The 19,403-nt window shown below is 48.8% G+C and carries 18 protein-coding genes; 7 read left to right on the forward strand and 11 right to left on the reverse strand.

From position 1 onward, the window contains the following. Nucleotides 1-13: 13 nt before the first annotated feature. Together zapD and yacG are read left to right on the forward strand one after the other, a co-directional pair. Complete coding sequence (zapD, locus tag SFSGTM_RS14180) at nucleotides 14-820, forward strand: cell division protein ZapD (RefSeq protein WP_269780061.1); 807 nt, start codon at nucleotides 14-16, stop codon at nucleotides 818-820. Continuing rightward, nucleotides 817-999: a DNA gyrase inhibitor YacG gene (gene yacG, locus SFSGTM_RS14185; RefSeq protein WP_162085735.1), complete on the forward strand. Its 183-nt coding sequence runs from the start codon at nucleotides 817-819 to the stop codon at nucleotides 997-999. Before zapD ends, yacG begins: the two co-directional genes overlap by 4 nt. Here yacG and rpiA read toward each other — a convergent pair. Further along, nucleotides 996-1,664 (reverse strand): ribose-5-phosphate isomerase RpiA, encoded by a 669-nt coding sequence (gene rpiA, locus SFSGTM_RS14190; protein ID WP_162085736.1) that lies wholly within the window; start codon nucleotides 1,662-1,664, stop codon nucleotides 996-998. The two genes, yacG and rpiA, sit on opposite strands and share 4 nt — an antisense overlap. Nucleotides 1,665-1,776: 112 nt before the next feature. Here rpiA and ilvA point away from each other — a divergent pair, with 112 nt between their 5' ends. Then, a complete protein-coding gene (ilvA, locus tag SFSGTM_RS14195) occupies nucleotides 1,777-3,294 on the forward strand; it encodes a threonine ammonia-lyase, biosynthetic (RefSeq protein WP_162086351.1) in 1,518 nt (505 codons plus the stop codon). Further along, a complete protein-coding gene (locus tag SFSGTM_RS14200) occupies nucleotides 3,294-5,225 on the forward strand; it encodes a transglycosylase SLT domain-containing protein (protein ID WP_162085737.1) in 1,932 nt (643 codons plus the stop codon). Before ilvA ends, SFSGTM_RS14200 begins: the two co-directional genes overlap by 1 nt. On the opposite strand, the gene bioA is transcribed toward SFSGTM_RS14200, so the two are convergent. Next, nucleotides 5,218-6,531 (reverse strand): adenosylmethionine--8-amino-7-oxononanoate transaminase, encoded by a 1,314-nt coding sequence (gene bioA, locus SFSGTM_RS14205; RefSeq protein ID WP_162085738.1) that lies wholly within the window; start codon nucleotides 6,529-6,531, stop codon nucleotides 5,218-5,220. The genes SFSGTM_RS14200 and bioA overlap by 8 nt on opposite strands. Before the next feature lie 152 nt (nucleotides 6,532-6,683). Between bioA and trxA the strand changes: the two genes are divergently transcribed. Next, nucleotides 6,684-7,010, forward strand: coding sequence for a thioredoxin TrxA (gene trxA / locus SFSGTM_RS14210; protein ID WP_162085739.1), 327 nt, complete (start codon nucleotides 6,684-6,686; stop codon nucleotides 7,008-7,010). Nucleotides 7,011-7,130: 120 nt separating this feature from the next. Next, nucleotides 7,131-8,393 carry a transcription termination factor Rho gene (rho, locus tag SFSGTM_RS14215; protein ID WP_162085740.1) on the forward strand — a complete coding sequence of 421 codons (1,263 nt, stop codon included), beginning with the start codon at nucleotides 7,131-7,133 and terminating at the stop codon, nucleotides 8,391-8,393. A gap of 94 nt (nucleotides 8,394-8,487) precedes the next feature. Here rho and mltA read toward each other — a convergent pair whose 3' ends face one another. Further along, nucleotides 8,488-9,729, reverse strand: a complete 1,242-nt coding sequence (mltA, locus tag SFSGTM_RS14220; protein ID WP_332836246.1) for a murein transglycosylase A — start codon at nucleotides 9,727-9,729, stop codon at nucleotides 8,488-8,490. Here mltA and SFSGTM_RS14225 point away from each other — a divergent pair. After that, nucleotides 9,724-9,972 carry a hypothetical protein gene (locus SFSGTM_RS14225; RefSeq protein WP_162085741.1) on the forward strand — a complete coding sequence of 83 codons (249 nt, stop codon included), beginning with the start codon at nucleotides 9,724-9,726 and terminating at the stop codon, nucleotides 9,970-9,972. The two genes, mltA and SFSGTM_RS14225, sit on opposite strands and share 6 nt — an antisense overlap. A 31-nt stretch (nucleotides 9,973-10,003) precedes the next feature. Here SFSGTM_RS14225 and SFSGTM_RS14230 read toward each other — a convergent pair whose 3' ends face one another. From SFSGTM_RS14230 to SFSGTM_RS14265, 8 genes are read right to left on the reverse strand one after another with little or no spacing between them, the layout of a single operon-like run. Next, nucleotides 10,004-13,651, reverse strand: coding sequence for an EAL domain-containing protein (locus tag SFSGTM_RS14230; protein ID WP_162085742.1), 3,648 nt, complete (start codon nucleotides 13,649-13,651; stop codon nucleotides 10,004-10,006). Further along, a complete protein-coding gene (locus SFSGTM_RS14235; RefSeq protein WP_162085743.1) occupies nucleotides 13,648-14,484 on the reverse strand; it encodes a phosphate/phosphite/phosphonate ABC transporter substrate-binding protein in 837 nt (278 codons plus the stop codon). The genes SFSGTM_RS14230 and SFSGTM_RS14235 overlap by 4 nt, the downstream gene beginning before the upstream one ends. Nucleotides 14,485-14,526: 42 nt before the next feature. Continuing rightward, nucleotides 14,527-15,189 carry a dethiobiotin synthase gene (bioD, locus tag SFSGTM_RS14240; RefSeq protein ID WP_162085744.1) on the reverse strand — a complete coding sequence of 221 codons (663 nt, stop codon included), beginning with the start codon at nucleotides 15,187-15,189 and terminating at the stop codon, nucleotides 14,527-14,529. Beyond that, entirely contained in the window at nucleotides 15,186-16,103 is a 918-nt protein-coding gene (gene bioC / locus SFSGTM_RS14245) for a malonyl-ACP O-methyltransferase BioC (protein ID WP_232525987.1), read from the reverse strand. The genes bioD and bioC overlap by 4 nt, the downstream gene beginning before the upstream one ends. Beyond that, nucleotides 16,093-16,824: a pimeloyl-ACP methyl ester esterase BioH gene (gene bioH, locus SFSGTM_RS14250; RefSeq protein WP_162085745.1), complete on the reverse strand. Its 732-nt coding sequence runs from the start codon at nucleotides 16,822-16,824 to the stop codon at nucleotides 16,093-16,095. The genes bioC and bioH overlap by 11 nt, the downstream gene beginning before the upstream one ends. Further along, the gene (gene bioF / locus SFSGTM_RS14255) at nucleotides 16,821-17,978 is read right to left on the reverse strand and encodes an 8-amino-7-oxononanoate synthase (RefSeq protein ID WP_162085746.1); all 1,158 of its coding nucleotides are present in this window, start codon (nucleotides 17,976-17,978) and stop codon (nucleotides 16,821-16,823) included. The genes bioH and bioF overlap by 4 nt, the downstream gene beginning before the upstream one ends. A gap of 9 nt (nucleotides 17,979-17,987) precedes the next feature. Next, nucleotides 17,988-18,977 (reverse strand): biotin synthase BioB, encoded by a 990-nt coding sequence (gene bioB / locus SFSGTM_RS14260; protein ID WP_162085747.1) that lies wholly within the window; start codon nucleotides 18,975-18,977, stop codon nucleotides 17,988-17,990. Beyond that, nucleotides 18,974-19,399, reverse strand: coding sequence for a hypothetical protein (locus SFSGTM_RS14265; RefSeq protein WP_162085748.1), 426 nt, complete (start codon nucleotides 19,397-19,399; stop codon nucleotides 18,974-18,976). The genes bioB and SFSGTM_RS14265 overlap by 4 nt, the downstream gene beginning before the upstream one ends. Nucleotides 19,400-19,403: the final 4 nt, after the last annotated feature.

Here is a 19,403-nt window from a genome sequence, read left to right on the forward strand (position 1 = left end):
GCATTTGCCAAGTGTGCACTACCATGTCAAAATCAATGAAATCAACATTCCAAAACCCCTATTACACGTGATAGATTACGAATATCCATTAAGTGAACGTGTACGTACCTTGTTACGTCTAGAAAGCCTTTTCCACAAGGCGTTCTATTTCGTTGCGCTGGAAGATGCATTGCAGCATCATGCGGCGTTACTTGCGTTATTCGAAATCATCGAAGTGGCAGGCCGCGCTGATTTAAAATCAGACATACTGCAGGAATTGGAACGCCAACGCCAAGGTTTAGAAAACCTGCGTAATAACAAAGCAATCGACCAGGATAAATTAGCAGAAGTATTAACTGAAATTAGCCAGTGCCTAAAGTCTATTCATGGCTTAGCAGGTAAACTAGGGCAGAATCTCAAAGAGATAGAATGGTTAATGAATATTAAGCAACGCGCCAGCATACCAGGTGGCACTTGTGAATTTGACTTACCTGCTTATCATTATTGGTTACATATACCAAGTGACGAACGGCGTGCACAATTGAATCTTTGGCTTAAACCTATGCTGCCAATTTATCAGGGTATCAGCGTCGTGTTAAAACTATTACGTGAAAGCGGCGCGCCTCAAACCGTGCTTGCTATCAAAGGCAGTTATCAACAAATGCTTAATGGTCGTAATGCGCAGCTAATTAAAATTAGCCTGAATCAACATCAACCTTACACCCCAGAAACCAGTGCAAATAAGTACGCGCTCAGCATACGCTTTTTAGAAGCGCTGACCGAGCACCCCAAAACTTGCACCGAAAATCTGGAATTTAAACTCACCTTCTGCAATTTATGAACCTGGTTGTTAAATGCCCAACCTGCAAAACTGCTGTGGAATGGACTAAAGACAGCCAGTTTCGCCCATTCTGTTCAGAGCGCTGCCGCCTGATAGATCTTGGCGCATGGGGAAGTGAGCAATACAGCGTGCCCGTCTCAGGTCTACCTGATCAGAGCGACGCCGAGCCACTCAACTAGTCACCAGCCTTCATCGTTTTCACACCATCAGCAGTACCAAGCAACAGTACATCTGCAGGACGCAGTGCAAACAAACCGTTAGTGACCACACCGACGATTTGATTCAATGCCGTTTCCAGCTCAACTGGATTCATAATAGTCAAGCCCACCACATCCAGAATCACATTACCGTTGTCGGTTATAAAGCCTTCACGTAAACGCGGCTGACCACCGAGTTTTGCCAATTCGCGGGCAACATAACTACGCGCCATCGGAATAACTTCGACTGGCAACGGAAAGTTACCCAGCAAATCGACCAACTTAGATGCGTCAGCCAAACAAATAAATTGCTTTGCACATGCTGCAACGATTTTCTCCCTTGTCAACGCACCACCACCACCCTTGATCATATGCATGTGTTTGGTGATTTCATCTGCGCCATCTACGTAAATTTCCAATTCGCCGACATCATTCAATTCATATACGGAAATACCATGCGACTTCAGACGTTGTGCCGTAGCCTCACTACTTGCGACCGCACCATCAAAACGGCCTTTGACCTTGGCCAACTCATCAATAAAAAAATTAGCCGTTGAACCCGTCCCCACCCCGATAATACCTTGTGGCACATATTCTATTGCTGCACGGGCTACAGCTTGTTTCAATTCATCTTGCGTCATTATCATCCTCACATTACTTAACTAAAAACAAAACAAACAGCATAACCATAAATGAGAATTTTCACAAATCACGCAAGGTCTGTTAATCTAGACGACTCTTATGGAACAAAACATCATCATGACTAGCGACACCGATTACCTGGCTAAAATACTCACCTCCCACGTTTATGACGTAGCAATAGAATCTCCGCTGGAACTCGCGCCAAATTTATCTGCGCGCATAGGCAACCAGATCTACCTCAAACGTGAAGACTTGCAGCCCGTTTTTTCATTCAAACTACGCGGCGCATATAACAAAATGGCGGGGTTATCCGCCGATGCACTCCAGGCGGGGGTTATTACCGCATCAGCGGGCAACCACGCTCAAGGCGTTGCGCTCGCCGCACAGAAGCTCGGATGTCACGCCACTATCGTCATGCCATCACCTACCCCACAAATCAAAGTCAATGCAGTCAAAGCACGCGGTGCCGAAGCCATACTCATAGGTGACACCTATGATGACGCTTACGCCCACGCCAAACAGCTTGCCGAACAAACGGGGGCAACCTATGTGCATCCCTATGATGATCCCGCTGTCATTGCAGGACAAGGCACTATCGCCATGGAAATCCTGCGCCAGCACAGCGCGCCCATAGATGCAATTTTTATTCCGGTTGGTGGTGGTGGACTGATTGCAGGCATGGCCGTCTACATAAAGCGGCTCAAGCCGGGTATCAAAGTTATCGGTGTAGAGCCTGAAGATGCGGATGCGATGGCACGCTCGCTGTCAGCCAAGCAGCGGGTGCTTTTATCACAAGTAGGCATATTCGCTGATGGTGTAGCCGTCAAGCAAGTCGGGGAAGAAACCTTCCGTCTGGCTAGCTTATACGTTGATGAAATTATCCGCGTCGATAATGATGCAATCTGTGCAGCCATCAAGGATGTGTTTGAAGATACTCGTTCCATATTAGAACCCTCTGGTGCGCTCTCCATCGCCGGTGCCAAACTGTGGAGCGCACGTGAGCAAGTCCAGAATGCCACGCTTATCGCCATCGCCAGTGGTGCCAACATGAATTTTGATCGCTTACGCTATATCGCTGAGCGCGCCGAACTCGGCGAACGTCGCGAAGCCATTCTGGCCGTCACCATACCCGAAACACCAGGCAGCTTTAAAGCCTTTTGTACGCTATTGGGTACTCGCAACATCACCGAATTTAATTATCGTTTTGCCAACAATCAGGACGCACATGTATTCGTCGGCTTACAAGTACCCAACCGTCAGGCCAGCACCGATTTGGTCGCCATGCTACAGGCAAACAAACTAACTACGCTGGATCTGACTGACAACGAAATGGCCAAACTGCATGTACGCCATCTAGTCGGCGGTCATGCGCCTCAGGTTGAGCATGAACTGCTCTATCGATTTGAGTTCCCTGAACGGCCTGGCGCATTGATGCAGTTCCTCAACGCACTCAGCCAGAATTGGAATATCAGCTTGTTCCACTACCGTAACCACGGCGCTGATTATGGTCGTGTCTTAGTCGGCATTCAGGTACCACCAAACGAACGCGATCACTTCCATACATCACTGGACAACCTGGCCTATCCATACTGGGATGAAACAGATAACCCCGCTTATCAATTATTTCTCAGTTGATGCGTTATTTATTCATTCTCTTGATACTGTCATTAAGCGTGCTCACCCACGCTGATGACAGTAAAGACTACCTTGCGGCACGTGATGCATTTCGCAACGGACAACTACAAAAACTGCCCGCCTATGCTGCTCGACTAAAAGACTCGCCATTACTGCCCTACCTACAATACTGGCAACTTACCTCCCAGATTAAAACGGCAAGCGCTGATGATATCCGTTATTTCATCGACCGCAACAGCGACACGCCACTATCTAACAAGCTCCGTGTTGACTGGCTGCGTTTGCTCGCTCAACAACAAGACTGGGCGACCTACCTGGATTTATACCCGCTGGCTGTCAATCCTGATCTAAGCCTGCAATGCTACGCACTACAAGGACGCGTCCAGCAAAATCAACCCACCGCCATCACCGAGGCAAAACAACTCTGGCTTACCAACAAAGACCTGCCCAGCGCCTGCGATCCACTTTTCATCGGCCTCATCAACGGACAACAAATCAGTAACGATAATATCTGGCAGCGCATCAGGCTATTACTGGCAAACAACAATAGCGCTAGCGCAATGACATGGTCTGAATATCTGGACACACCTTTAACAGATAAACAACTTAACCTTGCTAATACTAACCCTGAAAACTTTCTGTCCAGCGACAATCTCAATCTAAAGTTAAGAGATCAACGTGAAATCGCCATCTATGCAGTTACCCGCCTCGCCACAAAGGATGCGGCACAGGCTGTGCAACAGTGGCAACTAATTAAAGATCAATTTCCTAAAGCTGACCGCCAATATACCTGGGCGCAAATTGCCTACCATGCTGCACGCCAGCACCTCCCAGAAGCTTACGACTGGTTTGAACATAGCGACTTAACCCAACTGAGTGATGAACAACATGCATGGCGCGTACGAGCAGCGCTCTGGCAGGGCAACTGGCGTAATGTACAGACCAGCATCCTCGCCATGCCTGAATCCGAACGCAATGAAGCCGCATGGCGTTACTGGTTAGCTCGCGCCTACAAAATCCAGAATAAAACACTGGCTGCAAATACGCTATTCGTCACCTTATCCAAAGAATACAATTTCTACGGCTTACTCGCTGAAGAAGAATTAGGTGCAACCGTAGGAAATCTCACTATCAATGTTAATGTCAGCAACGACGAAATTGCTGCCATCCAGCGCATTCCCGCGATACAGCGCGCATTAGCACTCTATCAAATGGATTTACGCACCGAAGCCAATAACGAATGGTCATGGGCAACACGTGATTTCGATGACAGGCGCTTACTTGCTGCAGCTGAACTCGCACTACAATATAACTGGCTAGATCGTGCTATCAACACGGCTGATCGCACGCAGCAACTCCACAATTTTGATTTACGCTTTCTGGCACCATATCGCGACAAAGCCAAACAATATGCCAAGGAAAGTGGGCTGGACGAAGCCTGGGTATATGGACTCATCCGTCAGGAGAGCCGCTTTGTCAGCCATGCAAAATCTGGTGTAGGTGCATCTGGCCTCATGCAAATCATGCCCGCCACCGCGCACTGGATCGCTAAAAAACTCGGCATCAAACGTTTCCAGACCGAAGATTTACATGATATGGATACCAACATGCAATTTGGCATGTATTACCTTAAAACCATACAACAAAGTCTGGATAACTCTGATGTGCTAGCTACCGCTGCCTACAATGCAGGGCCAAGTCGCGCCCGTCGCTGGCGTGCAGACCATGCCATAGAAGGCGCAATTTATGCGGAAAATATTCCCTTTAGCGAAACACGTGACTATGTCAAAAAAGTTATTTCCAACGCCATCTTTTACGCTCGCCGCTTCGATGAACCAGAAACGTCCATCAAAACACGTCTGGGCACTATTACCGGCAACAATCTGACTTGCGCTGACGCAGACAGCAACTCACCAGCCTGCACTAACTAAGCAACACTTGATTTAGCGCAGTCAATGCACCTGTCACCAGCTGATCTATCTCCGCCTCACTTATCACATAAGGCGGCATAAAATAAACCGTATTACCGATAGGGCGCAGCAATAAACCTTGCTTTAGCGCAGCCAGATAAAACAAACGTGAAAAATCGGCTGGTGCATCAGCGACATCAAACGCCCATATCATCCCAGTGCGGCGCCAATGGCGCACTTGCGGATGATAACGCAACGTTATGGCCACGCTATCGAGATAATCACCCTTATGCGCGTTCTGCATCAACACATCATCCTCGGTAAAGATCGCCAAAGTCGCTAATGCAGCACGACACGCCAATGGATTCCCTGTGTATGAATGTGAATGCAAAAAGCCACGCACCGTGCTATCCGCATAAAATGCGCTATAAATTTCGTCCGTAGTCAACACCGCCGACAATGGCAAATATCCTCCGGTAATCCCTTTTGAAAGACACAGCATATCAGGCTTAATCTGCGCCTGTTCACAGGCAAACATCGTTCCTGTACGCCCAAAACCAACAGCAATTTCATCAGCAATCAAATGCACCTGATATTTGTCACATAACTCACGCACATGACGCAAATAGGCAGCGTCATACATTGCCATCCCCGCCGCCCCCTGCACCAGCGGTTCAACAATGATCGCTGCCACACGCTGATGATGTTGTGCCAGGTAATCCGCCACATCCTGCGCTGCGCGCAACGCATAATCCGATACAGTTTCACCCGCGGCGACCAAACGACTATCAGGACTCATCACCTGCACACTATGTCGTAACAATGGCGCATAAATATCTTTGAATATTGCCACATCCGTAACCGACAACGCACCCAACGTTTCGCCGTGATAGCTATTTTTCAGACTAATAAACTCGGTCTTGCCGCCTAAACCAACATTGCGCCAGTAATGAAAACTCATTTTCAGTGCGATTTCGGTTGCACTGGCGCCATCTGAACCATAAAAAGCATGCCCCAACCCAGTTAACTGCGCGAGCTGCTCGGACAGCTCAACCACAGGCGCATGGGTACAACCTGCCAGCATCACATGCTCAATTTTACCAAGCTGATCAGTGATCGCTGCATTAATACGAGGATTGGCATGCCCAAACAAATTCACCCACCAGGAAGAAATACCATCTATATAACTTCGTCCCGCTTCATCGAAAAGCAGTACGCCCTGCCCACGTGTAATCATCAAAGGTGGCGTCAATAACTGCTGCTTCATTTGTGTACACGGATGCCACACAGCCGATTGCGTGCGAACTATCCAATCTAAATCACTCATTTATCATCCTCGTTACTACTTATCTCATTTTAATCAAATTTCGTACATCACTTCACATTTACCCAATTTTTAGTTAGCATACGTTATCTACAAATATGCCTGTGCTAAAAGCACAACGCATCAACCCGAATCATTTACCTTACGAGGCATCCATGAGCGAACATATTCATTACGTTACCGACGACACCTTTGAACAGGAAGTCCTACAGTCCACCGTGCCAGTTTTAGTTGATTACTGGGCTGACTGGTGTGGTCCTTGCAAAATGATAGCGCCTATCCTTGACGAAGTCGCCAAAGAATATGCAGGTCGTTTAAAAATAGCCAAACTCAACATCGACGAAAACCAAGCTACTCCGCCTAAATTTGGCATCCGCGGCATCCCAACCTTGATGATATTTAAAAACGGTAATGTAGAAGCTACCAAAGTTGGCGCATTATCTAAATCACAACTCACTGCTTTTGTTGACAGCAACATTTAATTCCTTTATCCTGCGCCTGAGCCTTGTCGAATAGCTACAAAATCTAAACATTCGATAATCAGGCGCAAACTACCCCCTTCATAACATCCAGCCTACTAATTAGGTTTAGAGCTTCCCTACATGCATTTATCAGACCTGAAACTACTTCACGTCACCGAACTCGTAGAAATGGCAACAGCCAATTCCATCGAAGGTGCTAACCGCTTACGCAAGCAAGAGCTTATTTTTGCCCTGCTCAAAAACCAGGCCAAAAAAGGCGTCAGCATATTTGGTGAGGGCACGCTAGAAGTCCTGCCAGATGGCTTTGGCTTCTTACGCTCCCCAAACACTTCGTATCTTGCCAGTCCTGATGATATTTATATCTCACCCTCGCAAATACGCCGCTTCAATTTACATACAGGCGACTCCATCGAAGGCGAAATTCGCATTCCTAAAGATGGTGAACGTTATTTTGCACTGGTAAAAGTCGACAAAGTTAACAGCGACGCGCCAGAGAATGCCAAAAACAAAATCCTGTTTGAAAACCTTACCCCGTTACACCCTACCGAACCCTTGTTACTCGAGCGCGATATCCGCGCTGAAGAAAACATCACTGGCCGCATCATCGACATGATAGCGCCTATCGGTAAAGGCCAACGTGGATTGCTGGTTGCCAGCCCAAAATCCGGTAAAACTGTCATGTTGCAACATATCGCGCATGCGATTACCAGCAACCACCCTGACATCACCATGATCGTCCTGCTCATCGACGAACGTCCTGAAGAAGTGACTGAAATGACGCGCTCAGTACGTGGCGAAGTCGTTGCTTCCACCTTTGACGAACCCGCAACTCGCCACGTGCAAGTTGCTGAAATGGTTATCGAAAAAGCAAAACGTCTGGTTGAGCATAAAAAAGACGTCGTCATCTTGCTAGACTCAATTACCCGTCTGGCACGTGCTTACAACACCGTTATCCCATCATCAGGCAAAGTATTGACCGGTGGTGTTGATGCGAATGCTTTACAACGCCCTAAACGCTTCTTTGGTGCGGCCCGTAACATCGAAGAAGGTGGTTCACTCACCATCATCGCTACCGCACTGGTTGATACCGGCAGCCGTATGGATGACGTGATCTTTGAAGAATTCAAAGGTACGGGCAATATGGAAATCCATCTTGATCGCCGTATGGCTGAAAAGCGTCTGTATCCTGCAATCAACGTCAATCGTTCTGGCACACGTCGTGAAGAGCTGCTTATCAAGAATGACATACTACAAAAAATCTGGGTGCTGCGTAAACTGCTCTATCCTATGGATGATCTGGAGGCGATGGAATTCTTGCTGGACAAGGTCAAAGCCACTAAGAACAATGCGGAGTTTTTCGATTCCATGCGTGGTGGTCGTTAACTCAATCAGATACCCAATCTGAAAATGAAATTCCCGCTCCGGCGGGAATTTTTTTATCTACTAACAGCCGCTCATCAGTCTAACCACCAGCATCTCAACGCTTCGCCAATACACCAGGCACAGACATTGTTTTAGGCAGCAACACCCACATCTGCCCAGACTGTTTCATCATACCTGCTTGCTTACCCGCTGCATCACCAAAACCCCAGAAGAAATCAGCACGCACATTGCCGCGTATCGCGCCGCCGGTATCCTGTGCCATCACCAGACGATTCATCGGGGTCGTTGACAATGGCTGGGTGGTAGCCAACCACACTGGCGCACCCAAGGGAATAGCGCGAGTATCAACTGCCACGCTACGCTCTGGCGTCAGCGGCACGCCCAGTGCACCTATCGGCCCGGCATCATTATTTGGCAATATTTTGAAAAAGACAAAACTCGGATTCTGTGCCAACAGATTCGGCAACTTGGCAGGATTTTTCCGTGCCCAATCCTTAATTCCCTGCATAGATGCCTGTGCTAACGGCAACTCACCTCTGTCCGCCAATACTTTACCAATAGCGCGGTAAGGATAACCATTTTGGTCTGCATAGCCTACACGCAACATCCCGCCTTCAGCTAATTGAATGCGGCCAGAACCCTGTATTTGCAGAAAAAATGCATCCACCGCATTATTAACCCACACCAGCTCATTACCCGCCAATGCTTGTGGTTTGTTGTCAATTTGCTCACGACTCAAATAAGGCACAACCTTATTGCCTTCCAGACGACCACGCAAACGAATATTTTTTAATTCAGGATAAACCGCGCTTAAATCCACTGTCAGTAAATCTTTAGGCACACTATAAAGCGGTATATTATTCTGCGCACTAGGCTTGAGACTACCCTGTAACAAGGGTTCATAATATCCTGTGACTAAGCCGCTAACCGATCCATCTGACTGCTGTGATTGATATACGTTAAACCATGTTTCAAAAAACGCACGTACTTGATCACTGCTTTCCGGCTTTAACTGATTAGCTGCAGCGCACACCGCTCTCCAGTCAGGCTTGTTCTGCAAACCAGCACAAGACTGTATCCAGCTATTCCATGCAATTAATAAGTCATCATCTGCCCAGCCTGGCATTGCATCCCAAGTTGCCGAATGTAAATTAGGTACAACAACTGGCTCAGCGCCAGGCACTACAGCAGGCGTACAGGGAACAGCCACAGGAACGGGAGGCACAGCAGCACACCCCGACAATAACAACAGGCTCAAGACAAGTTTGACACGCGTAAGATAAGTCATGCGAAAATAGTAAACATCGATAATCTGCAAGTATAACAAATCATGCACAAACCCTATCAGCCTGTTCCACGTTTTTACCTTGAGCGACTCACTATCGCAGCACTTTGCAATGAGACTATGAATTTACACTGGCAAGATGAAGTAACAGACATGCACTACATCGCACAATTATTGCCAGTAGATACGACAGAAGAAAACGCAACTGAATACCTGATTGCTCACAACGAACAGGGCGAGACATTGAAAATCCGTCTGGATTTAATCCATAACTTCCCTACACCGGTGAAATGACGGTAAAACCCGTAGTAACAACGCTACAGCATCAATCCGTTTTTATGCTACGCGCAACCTTGCGCTGCAGATCTGCCAATAACACCAGCACCTGCTCTTTCAATGACAATAGTTTTTCACTTAATTGCTTAGCCGCCATAATCTTGCCATCGGCATGCAAACGTACAATTTCCTGACCGACACGGTGTACGTCAGCATGCACGCTCTCCAGCGCAGCATATTCAGCAAGATGACCATAACGCTGTTTACCCAGACCGTAGAACCAGCGTCCGAAGCGACAATGGTGATGATCAACCAATTCCGCCTCGGTCATCGCCAGCGGCTCATTGAAAATGGATGACATCACCTTCTTGATCCAGGTTAAATGATCATATTGTGCAATTAACAAAGGAAAATCGCTCAAATCCCAATGTGCATTAGCCCACAATTGCCAGTTTTTATCAGGCTGATATTGCTGCGCCCATTCCAGCACATTTGCAGCCGGCATGGGTCTGGCGATACCATACCCCTGACCACGATCACAACCCAAACGCAGCAATAGCACCCCGTGCTCACTGGTCTCTACCCCTTCAGCAATCACTTCGTTGCCAAACACTTTAGCCAGGCTAATGACCGCTTCAATCAACGCAATACCAGATTTATCACTAAGCATATCGCGCACAAATGACTGATCAATTTTAAGCACATCTGCTGGCAATCGCTTGAGATAACTCAATGACGAATATCCGGTACCAAAATCATCCAATGCGAAACGCACACCCAAAGATTGGCAACGCTCTATGGTATCGCGAGCATAATCCAGATTACCAATAGTGGCAGATTCCAGTATTTCAATTTCCAGCAAATTCGCCGGCACTTCAGGATGTTGTTTTAATAATTGAGTTAACCGATCTGCAAAATTTGCCTGCTGAAAATGCAATCCAGCAATATTGACACTCACCTCCCAGAACTTACCCAATTGCAACCAGTGACCAATTTGCTGCAGCGCTTGCACTATGACCCACTCACCGATTTCAATAATCAGATCCGTTTGTTCAACTAATGGCAAAAACTCCATCGGCGGTACCAAACCCTGCTCAGGATGCTGCCAGCGCAACAAAGCTTCCATCCCTTGTACCGTACCCGTACGCATATTCACCTTGGGCTGGTAATACAATACGAACTCATCAGCATATAACGCCTGCCTGATGCGATTAACCCGTTCCAGATTAGTTCGTGTTGCCACATCTTTATCAACATCAAACAAATGATAGCGATTACGCCCGCCTATCTTGGCCTGATACATAGCCTGATCAGCATGTCGCATCAGCGTATCAGCATCCACATCGTCCAGGGGATATACAGTTACCCCCAAACTCGCACTCACAGTAACTGCTACATTGCCAATCTTATATGGTTGCGCAATCGCCGCCAAAATACGACACATGGCAATTTCAATCTCGTCGACATCATGTAGATCATTTATCAGTAAAACAAACTCATCGCCACCCAGACGCGCTGCTGTGTCCTCTCCGCGTATCACCATACTCAATCTACGTGCTACTTCTATGAGTACTGCGTCGCCCGCCTCATGCCCATAAGTATCATTAATTGGCTTAAAGTCATCCAGATCCAGCAGACAGACTGCCGTCAAGGTATTGCTGCGTCGCGCATTGGATAAAGTCAGGATAAACCGATCGTTAAGCAATGCCCGATTAGGCAGATTGGTCAGAACATCATGCCCTGCTTGCCAGCGCACTGCTGACATCAACCTATGCTTATCACTCACGTCATGGAATACCAGTACACAACCCAGCAAGCTGTGATCACCCATCATGATGGGCGCAGCTGAATCTTCGATATGGTACTCAGTTCCATCTTGCGCAATCAGCAAGGTATGATTTGCCAGCGCCACAATCGAAGCGCTGCCTAGCGCTTCACGCACAGGATTGCTAACAATCTCACGAGAATGTTCATTTACAATATGGAATATCTGCTCTATCGGCAAGCCAACTGCATCAGGCTGCGTCCATCCCGTCAATTTCTCTGCTACCTGATTCAAAAACACCACATTACCCAGTTCATCAGTCGTCAATACGGCATCGCCAATACTGGCCAATGTCACTTCAGCACGCTCCTTTTCCAGATACAATGCGTGCTCGAGCACCTTACGCTGGGTCACATCCAGCGCAATACCCAGGTAGCCCGTAATCACTCCATTCAGATCACGTACGGGCGTAACGCCCAGACTCACCTGTATATGCACGCCATCCTTGCGCACATACATCCACTCACGCCGTTCCTGACCTTCAACTATTGCTCGGGTAATAAACACATCAAATCCGGCAATTTCTCTTCCAAATTCAGCACTCAGGATTGCACCATAAGCAATCACTTCCTCTGCAAGATGGAACACAGCTGGCGTCGCTTTACCCACGAATTCCTCGGCAGCATAACCTAGCATGCGTTCTGCACCCGCATTAAACAGCGTAATCACTCCATGCAAATCGGTCGAGATTATTGACACTTCAACAGCTGCCTGCATCACACTGCGCAATTGATGGCTTACCCTTAATGCTTCACTCTCCGCAAACTTACGTGCAGTGATATCAAAACGTATCACTTTATAACACCATGGCTTCTGAGTTTCTTCATCCAGCATAGGCACAATGGTGGTATCTACCCAATATAAATGACCATCTTTCGCACGATTACATATTTCCCCATGCCAAACTTTACCTGTGGTTATGGTGCGCCATAATTCCGCATAAAATGCTTGTGTATGAATGCCGGAACTAAATTCCCTATGGTTTTTACCCAACAACTCTTCGCGACTGTAACCCGATACCATAGCGAATTTCTCGTTGGCATAAGTAATATTTCCCGCCAGATCAGTCTCTACCAGAATCGCGGCAGCATTCACAGCGCGATGCTGTTCTTGCAAGGAAAAGTTTTTGGCATGTATCTCTTCCAGCTGCTCGACTTGCTCCATATCTCGCTGCCGCAATGTTTTAATCAGACTACCCAGACGTGAATTACCTTCGTTAAACGCACGTACCAGCAAGCGTAATTCGGGTGCACCCTGTTCAGGCACAACATAGTTGTAATTACCCGACTGCATCTGCGCAACTGCTTGCGCCAAATCGGCTATCGTATGCAAGCTGCGTCTGAGCACCCAATATACAAACCCTGAAATTAATATCAGCGCCAATACCACCAATTTTGTGTAGCGGATAAAATCGCGCCACAAGGCATCATTTCTCTCGGTCGGATCAAATGTCATGGACAGGTCACCATAGGCCTGCCCACTAAAATTCAGCGGCGCAACTAACTCTACTGATGGCAATCCCATAGTCTGTAAGAACCATAGCGGGGCGGCACTCTGACCAGCTGGCACATAGCCAACCACCGTCATACCTCGCTGATTACGCCACACCAATTTAGATACTTCAGGCCGCAATTGTGCCTGCATGGATAAGTTTTGTTTAATGCTCGCATAATCACCTGTTACCACACCTTCAACAATCGTGGGCAATGTCAGCACTTGCATCTGATGCATCGTAGACTGCGCGCGCAACGCGCCTAATTCACGCTCTTGCGAGACACTCAATGACAATATCAGGGTTGCAATCATGAGCACTATACCCATTACGCCGCATAGCAAACGCACCAGCAATGACATATCACGAATATATTTCATTCTTCGCCACCCTGCATTTGCAGTCGATAGAATGTACGATAATTGTCATAATCGCTGTCATTCGCACTAATGAACTGTACTGATTCAGATTGATGCAGTAACTGCTGTGCCGCTGCCAGAATACGCTGACCTTCGGTATCTTGCCCCATGCTCACCAAGGCAAGCTGAACTGCACCAACTGTGGAAGCTGGCACACGCGGGTTAGCCATTACAGGAAGATCATAATAATAAGGGGATTGATATAACACACGAAATTTTGCCTTTTCGCGCTGTATATAGTTGGCATAGACAATATTATTTACTCCAGCTGCTGCGGCCTTACCATATTGCACATTGGAAAGTGCAGCCTCCTGGTTACCTACAAAAACAGATTGCATATGCACGCCTGCTCTTAACAAGCCATCCATAGGCAAAGCGTAAGCTGAAAACCCATTTGGGGTTGGGAATGCAACCACTTTACCCTGAAGATCGATCAGTTTTTGGTAAGGTGAGTCGATTGAGGTAACGACCATACCGCTAATACCTTCATTCTTAAAGCGTGCAATGACGTGATAGCCTAATTTATCGCGGTCAGGTGTAAACAAGTGATTAGAGTAGACAAAATCAAACTCACCGCGCACAGTCATCACCAACGTTTCATCTGCGGTCTTACCCATTTTCAACACCAATGGCACACCGGTTTTAGCAGTCACATAGTTTAAAATAGGGTTCCACAATTGCGCAGTCAACAACACCGAGCGTTGATTTAACACGCCAAATCGCAATGGCTCCTGCGCTAGTGAGTTAGCCATCAAACTGAATAAAATAAAGCATAAACCCAAGTTTCTTAACATTATTTCCCCTGCAGTCTATGTGGTTTATCGTTTTTTATTTCATCATAGGCATAATTTATCCACCTGTAAATGCCGAGCTGTCTGCATTGCAGAGATATTTAACGCATGAGGTATGATGCCTAACAAGGGTGCGTTAATTCGCTGCTGCACAGCCAAGATATTTTCATCCAGCAATGGCATACCAGCGTTTACACAATTCGCCACCCATCCCGCCAATCGCAGGCCGCGCGACTGTATCGCCAATACTGTCAATAGCGCATGATTAATACAACCCAAGCGCATTCCTACGACGAGTATCACAGGCAATCCTAGCTGTTGCGCCACATCGGCAAGGCTCTCAGTATCATTTAATGGCACGCAAAAACCACCCGCACCCTCAACTATCACCACATCAGCTAATACACTTAACTGCCTGTAAGCAGCCTGTATTACCTGAGTTGATATGACCACACCCGCCTGTTGCGCAGCGAGATGTGGCGCAACTGGTGGTTCAAAACGATAAGGGTTACGAACATCCAGTGGTGCAACGATATTGCTGGCCTGTTCCAACTCGACAACATCATGCCAAATACCCGCCACACTTCCCGCTGCGACTGGCTTCATACCCATCACGCGCAAACCCCGTGCTGCAAAAGCATGCAGTAGCGCCGAAGCTATCAGCGTCTTACCGACATCGGTATCCGTCCCTGTAACAAAAAAACTCACAACAACCCTTTTTCGCTACGGCGACGCTGGATATTCATTTGCACGATTTGATAACCGTCCTGCGTACGCGTTTTTTGATTAACCCATGCATGACCGTAAATCACTTCATATGTCGCAGGTAGCTTCCCATCCTTGCGTCTGCGCTCAAATGCCGCCTCCAGCGCTTTCCAGCGCGCACGGCCCATCAAACCCTGATTGCGCCCCGACGTCACATTATGCGCACCGATACCCTTGAGTTCCAGCAACATGGTTTTCAAATCTGCATAAGTTAAGGTAATGTATTCCATGTCCATGACGGGTGTATTAAATCCCGCGCTCACCAGCACATCACCGATATCATGCATATCAACAAACTCATTCACATGACTGTAGCCATCCACTTCAGCAAATGCGGATCGCAGCTCTTTCAAAGTATCGGGGCCAAAGGTCGCGAACATCAGCAACCCGCCTGGCGCCAATACACGGTACAACTCTGCAAAACTCACATTCAGATCATTACACCACTGCAACGCAAGACTAGACCACACCATATCCACACTGGAAGTTTTCAGGGGAAGATGATCAATATCACCACATACGGCATGAAACGGCGTAGCGCCACGTATTTTTTGCCACAAACTGGTCTGAGGTCTGGCGATTTTTAACATGGCTTCCGCCAAATCCAACGCAATAATCGCGGCATCAGGGTAACGTGCACGCAAATGCTGTGCCCCATAACCCGTACCTGTACCCGCATCAAGTAACGTACCTGGCTGATGTTTGATATAGTCCAGCCGCTCCAGCATGCGGTCAGCAATCTCGCGTTGCAGCACGGCATTGGCGTCATAGGTTTTCGCTGCTCGATCAAACGCAACACGCACTAAACGCTTATCGACAGTCAAAGCGTCGTTTGTCATATCAGGATTATCTTTCATCTAAAAATTCAATTAACGCCGTTTCAAATTCGGTGCGATGCGACAGGAATGGCGCGTGCGAAGCGCCGGGTATCACATGCAAGCGACCATCCGGCAAAGCGGGTGCCAGCCACTCTGCTGCACATACTGGTGCCAGTTGGTCAAAGCTGCCATGCACGACTAGCGTCGGCATAGTAATTTGATTCAGCTGGGGGCGTAAATCTGCCTGCAGCAAAATTGTTAGTCCTGCCTGCAATACCGCACTATCGGGCTTGCCGCGCGCAAACAACAAACTGCGCAGCCGCACCAATACAGCACGCGCCTCCTCGTCGCCACGCGCCTGCAACGCCAGAAAACGCTTCAGCGTCACTTCGTAATTAACCGCCAGCTCTTCACCAAACTGCGTAAGTACTTCAGGTGCAATGCCGCAATGCCAGTCAGTCCGTGTGGTAAAACAAGGATTCGCGCCCACCAGCACCAGCCGCCGTACCCGCTGCGGCATCAATCGCGCCAGTGTCATCGCCACCTGCCCGCCCAGCGACCAGCCACACAGATCAAACAACGGTGGCAACTCGGCGGCAATCGCCTCGGCCAGATTTTCCAGCGTATAAGGCGCTACCGCAGCACGCCCGCCATAGCCCGGCATATCCACCAGCTGTGCCCGCTCACCCAACACTTCCGCCGTTGCCGTCCACACTCCGCTGTGCATACCCCAGCCATGCAACATCACTAACGGCGTCATGCGTTACCCATGGCATTTAACAGCAGCGCCACATCGGCTGCGCTGTGTGCCGCCGACAAGGTAATGCGCAACCGCGCACTGTTGACCGGAACAGTTGGTGGCCGTATCGCTGGCACCAGAATACCCTGCTCCAGCAATGCGCTGCTAATGGCTAATGTCGCTTCATTGCTGCCGATGATAACCGGCTGTATCGGCGTAGCGCTGTCCAGCAATTCCCACCCCTGCGCCTGCAACCCGTCGCGCAACTGCATAACCAGTTCACGCAAATGCGTGCGCCTGTCATCGGCACCCGCAATCACTTGCAGACTCGCCAGCAGCGCCGCCGACAATAGTGGTGGTGTTGCCGTGGTATAGATATAGGTACGCGCTTTTTGCAGCAGCCAAGTGATGACGTCGTGTTCCGCAGCCACCACCGCACCGGCCACACCCGCTGCTTTACCCAGTGTCGCCATGTAAATAATTCGCGGCGACTGTAAGCCGAAATGCGCCAGCGAGCCGCGACCACCGGCTCCGAGCACGCCAAAACCATGTGCATCGTCGACCAGCAGCCAGGCATCATGCGCCTCGCACAATGCCAGCAACGCTGGCAGATCCGCCACATCGCCATCCATGCTGAACACTGCATCAACCAGCACCAGCTTACTGCGGGCAGTACTCGCGGCCATTAGTCGTTCTAATGCTGCCAGATCATTGTGGGCATAACGGCTGAATTTCGCCCGAGACAGCAGCGCCGCGTCATTGAGTGAAGCATGATTGAGTTTGTCACCAAACACCTCACCTTCTCTGCCAACCAGCGCGGTCACTACCGCGAGATTAGCCATATAGCCGGTAGAAAACAGCAAAGCGTCAGGCAAGCCGACAAATTCGGCGAACTTGGTTTCAAATGCATGATGCGCGGTATGATGCCCAGTAATCAGATGCGAAGCGCCGGCACCGACGCCCATCTCCGGTAAGGCTTGCGCCACTGCCGCAGCCAGTGCAGGATGATTGGCCAGGCCGAGATAATCGTTACTGCAGAATGACAGCAGTTCGCGGCCATCGACATGCACCCTAGCGTCCTGTGCGCTTTGCAGCATACGCCGCTGGCGCAACAGGCCTTGCTCGCTTAGCGCGGTCAGCCCGCTGCGTATTTCAGAGAGTGCCGCGAACGTCATTGACCCGCCTTAACCGCAGGTATTACAAGCCGCAGCACCTTGTGGCTGTATGCCCAGTTTGGCCAGCAGATCACGATCACGCTGCACGTCCGGGTTCCCTGTGGTCAGCAGCTTCTCGCCGTAAAATATTGAATTCGCACCAGCCAGGAAACACAAGGCCTGAATAGCTTCAGACATCGCGCTGCGTCCGGCCGATAAACGCACATAACTCTTGGACAGCACGATGCGCGCCACTGCGATAGTACGCACAAACTCCAGCTGATCCAGCGCTTCGGTATCCTGCAACGGCGTACCTTCTACTTGCACCAGCATGTTGATAGGTACCGATTCAGGTTGCGGTGTCAGATTCGCCAATTGCGCAATCAGACCGGCACGTTGCGTACGCGATTCACCCATGCCAACGATACCGCCGCAGCACACGTTGATTTCAGCGCCACGCACGCGCTCGAGCGTGTCCAGTCGGTCCTGATAGGTGCGGGTGGTAATCACCTCACCGTAGAATTCCGGTGCGGTATCGAGATTGTGGTTGTAGTAATCCAGACCGGCGACTTTCAACTGCTCGGCCTGCCCGTCTTTGAGCATTCCCAGAGTGGCACAAGCTTCCAGACCCAAATCCTTGATACCTTTCACCATTGCCAGCACCGGCTCCAGATCACGCTGCTTGGGGCCGCGCCAAGCAGCACCCATACAGAAACGGGTAGCACCGGCTTCTTTGGCGGCACGCGCAGCGGTCATCACCGTATCAATATCAAGCAACAGATCAGCTTCAACATCGGTGCTGTAACGCGCCGCCTGCGGGCAGTAGCCACAATCTTCTGAGCAACCACCCGTTTTTATCGACATTAATGTCGATAACTGCACGGTATTTGCATCAAAATGTTCACGGTGCACAGTCTGCGCACGGAAGATCAGATCATTAAATGGCAAGGCAAATATTGCCTCAATATCGGCTACACGCCATTTTGCTGATTCAGTTACAGGTTGTGTCATATCGTTCATTGTTCTACCTCTACAGTTAAATCTTCCCAATTTTCACGACCAGCGCGAATTATGTCCCAAATACCAAATGGCACGACGACGGCAACTATAATCAGCCACACCACAACCCAGCCATAAAAATTACCAAACAGGGTATGTGTGGACAAACCTAATTCATGCGAAATAATCGGCTCGAGCAAGAAATTAATCGGCTGGCCAAAAATCACCATCGCACCCGTTATTCCATAAAATCGATATCCTGAGATACGGTTGTAATACACAGCACGCGGATTAGGGTGATGCGCAACTGTGGCGTAAGCAAAAATGGATATCGCCACCCAAACCATCAACAATGGAGCGATGAGAGTCGCAACTATACTGGCGATATTAAACAACCGTGCAGCAAATAACGCACTTTTGCCTGTAACTATTTTGGTTGCCATGAGT

The sequence above is a fragment of the Sulfuriferula nivalis genome, from assembly GCF_009937995.1.
GTDB classification, from domain to species: domain Bacteria; phylum Pseudomonadota; class Gammaproteobacteria; order Burkholderiales; family Sulfuriferulaceae; genus Sulfuriferula; species Sulfuriferula nivalis.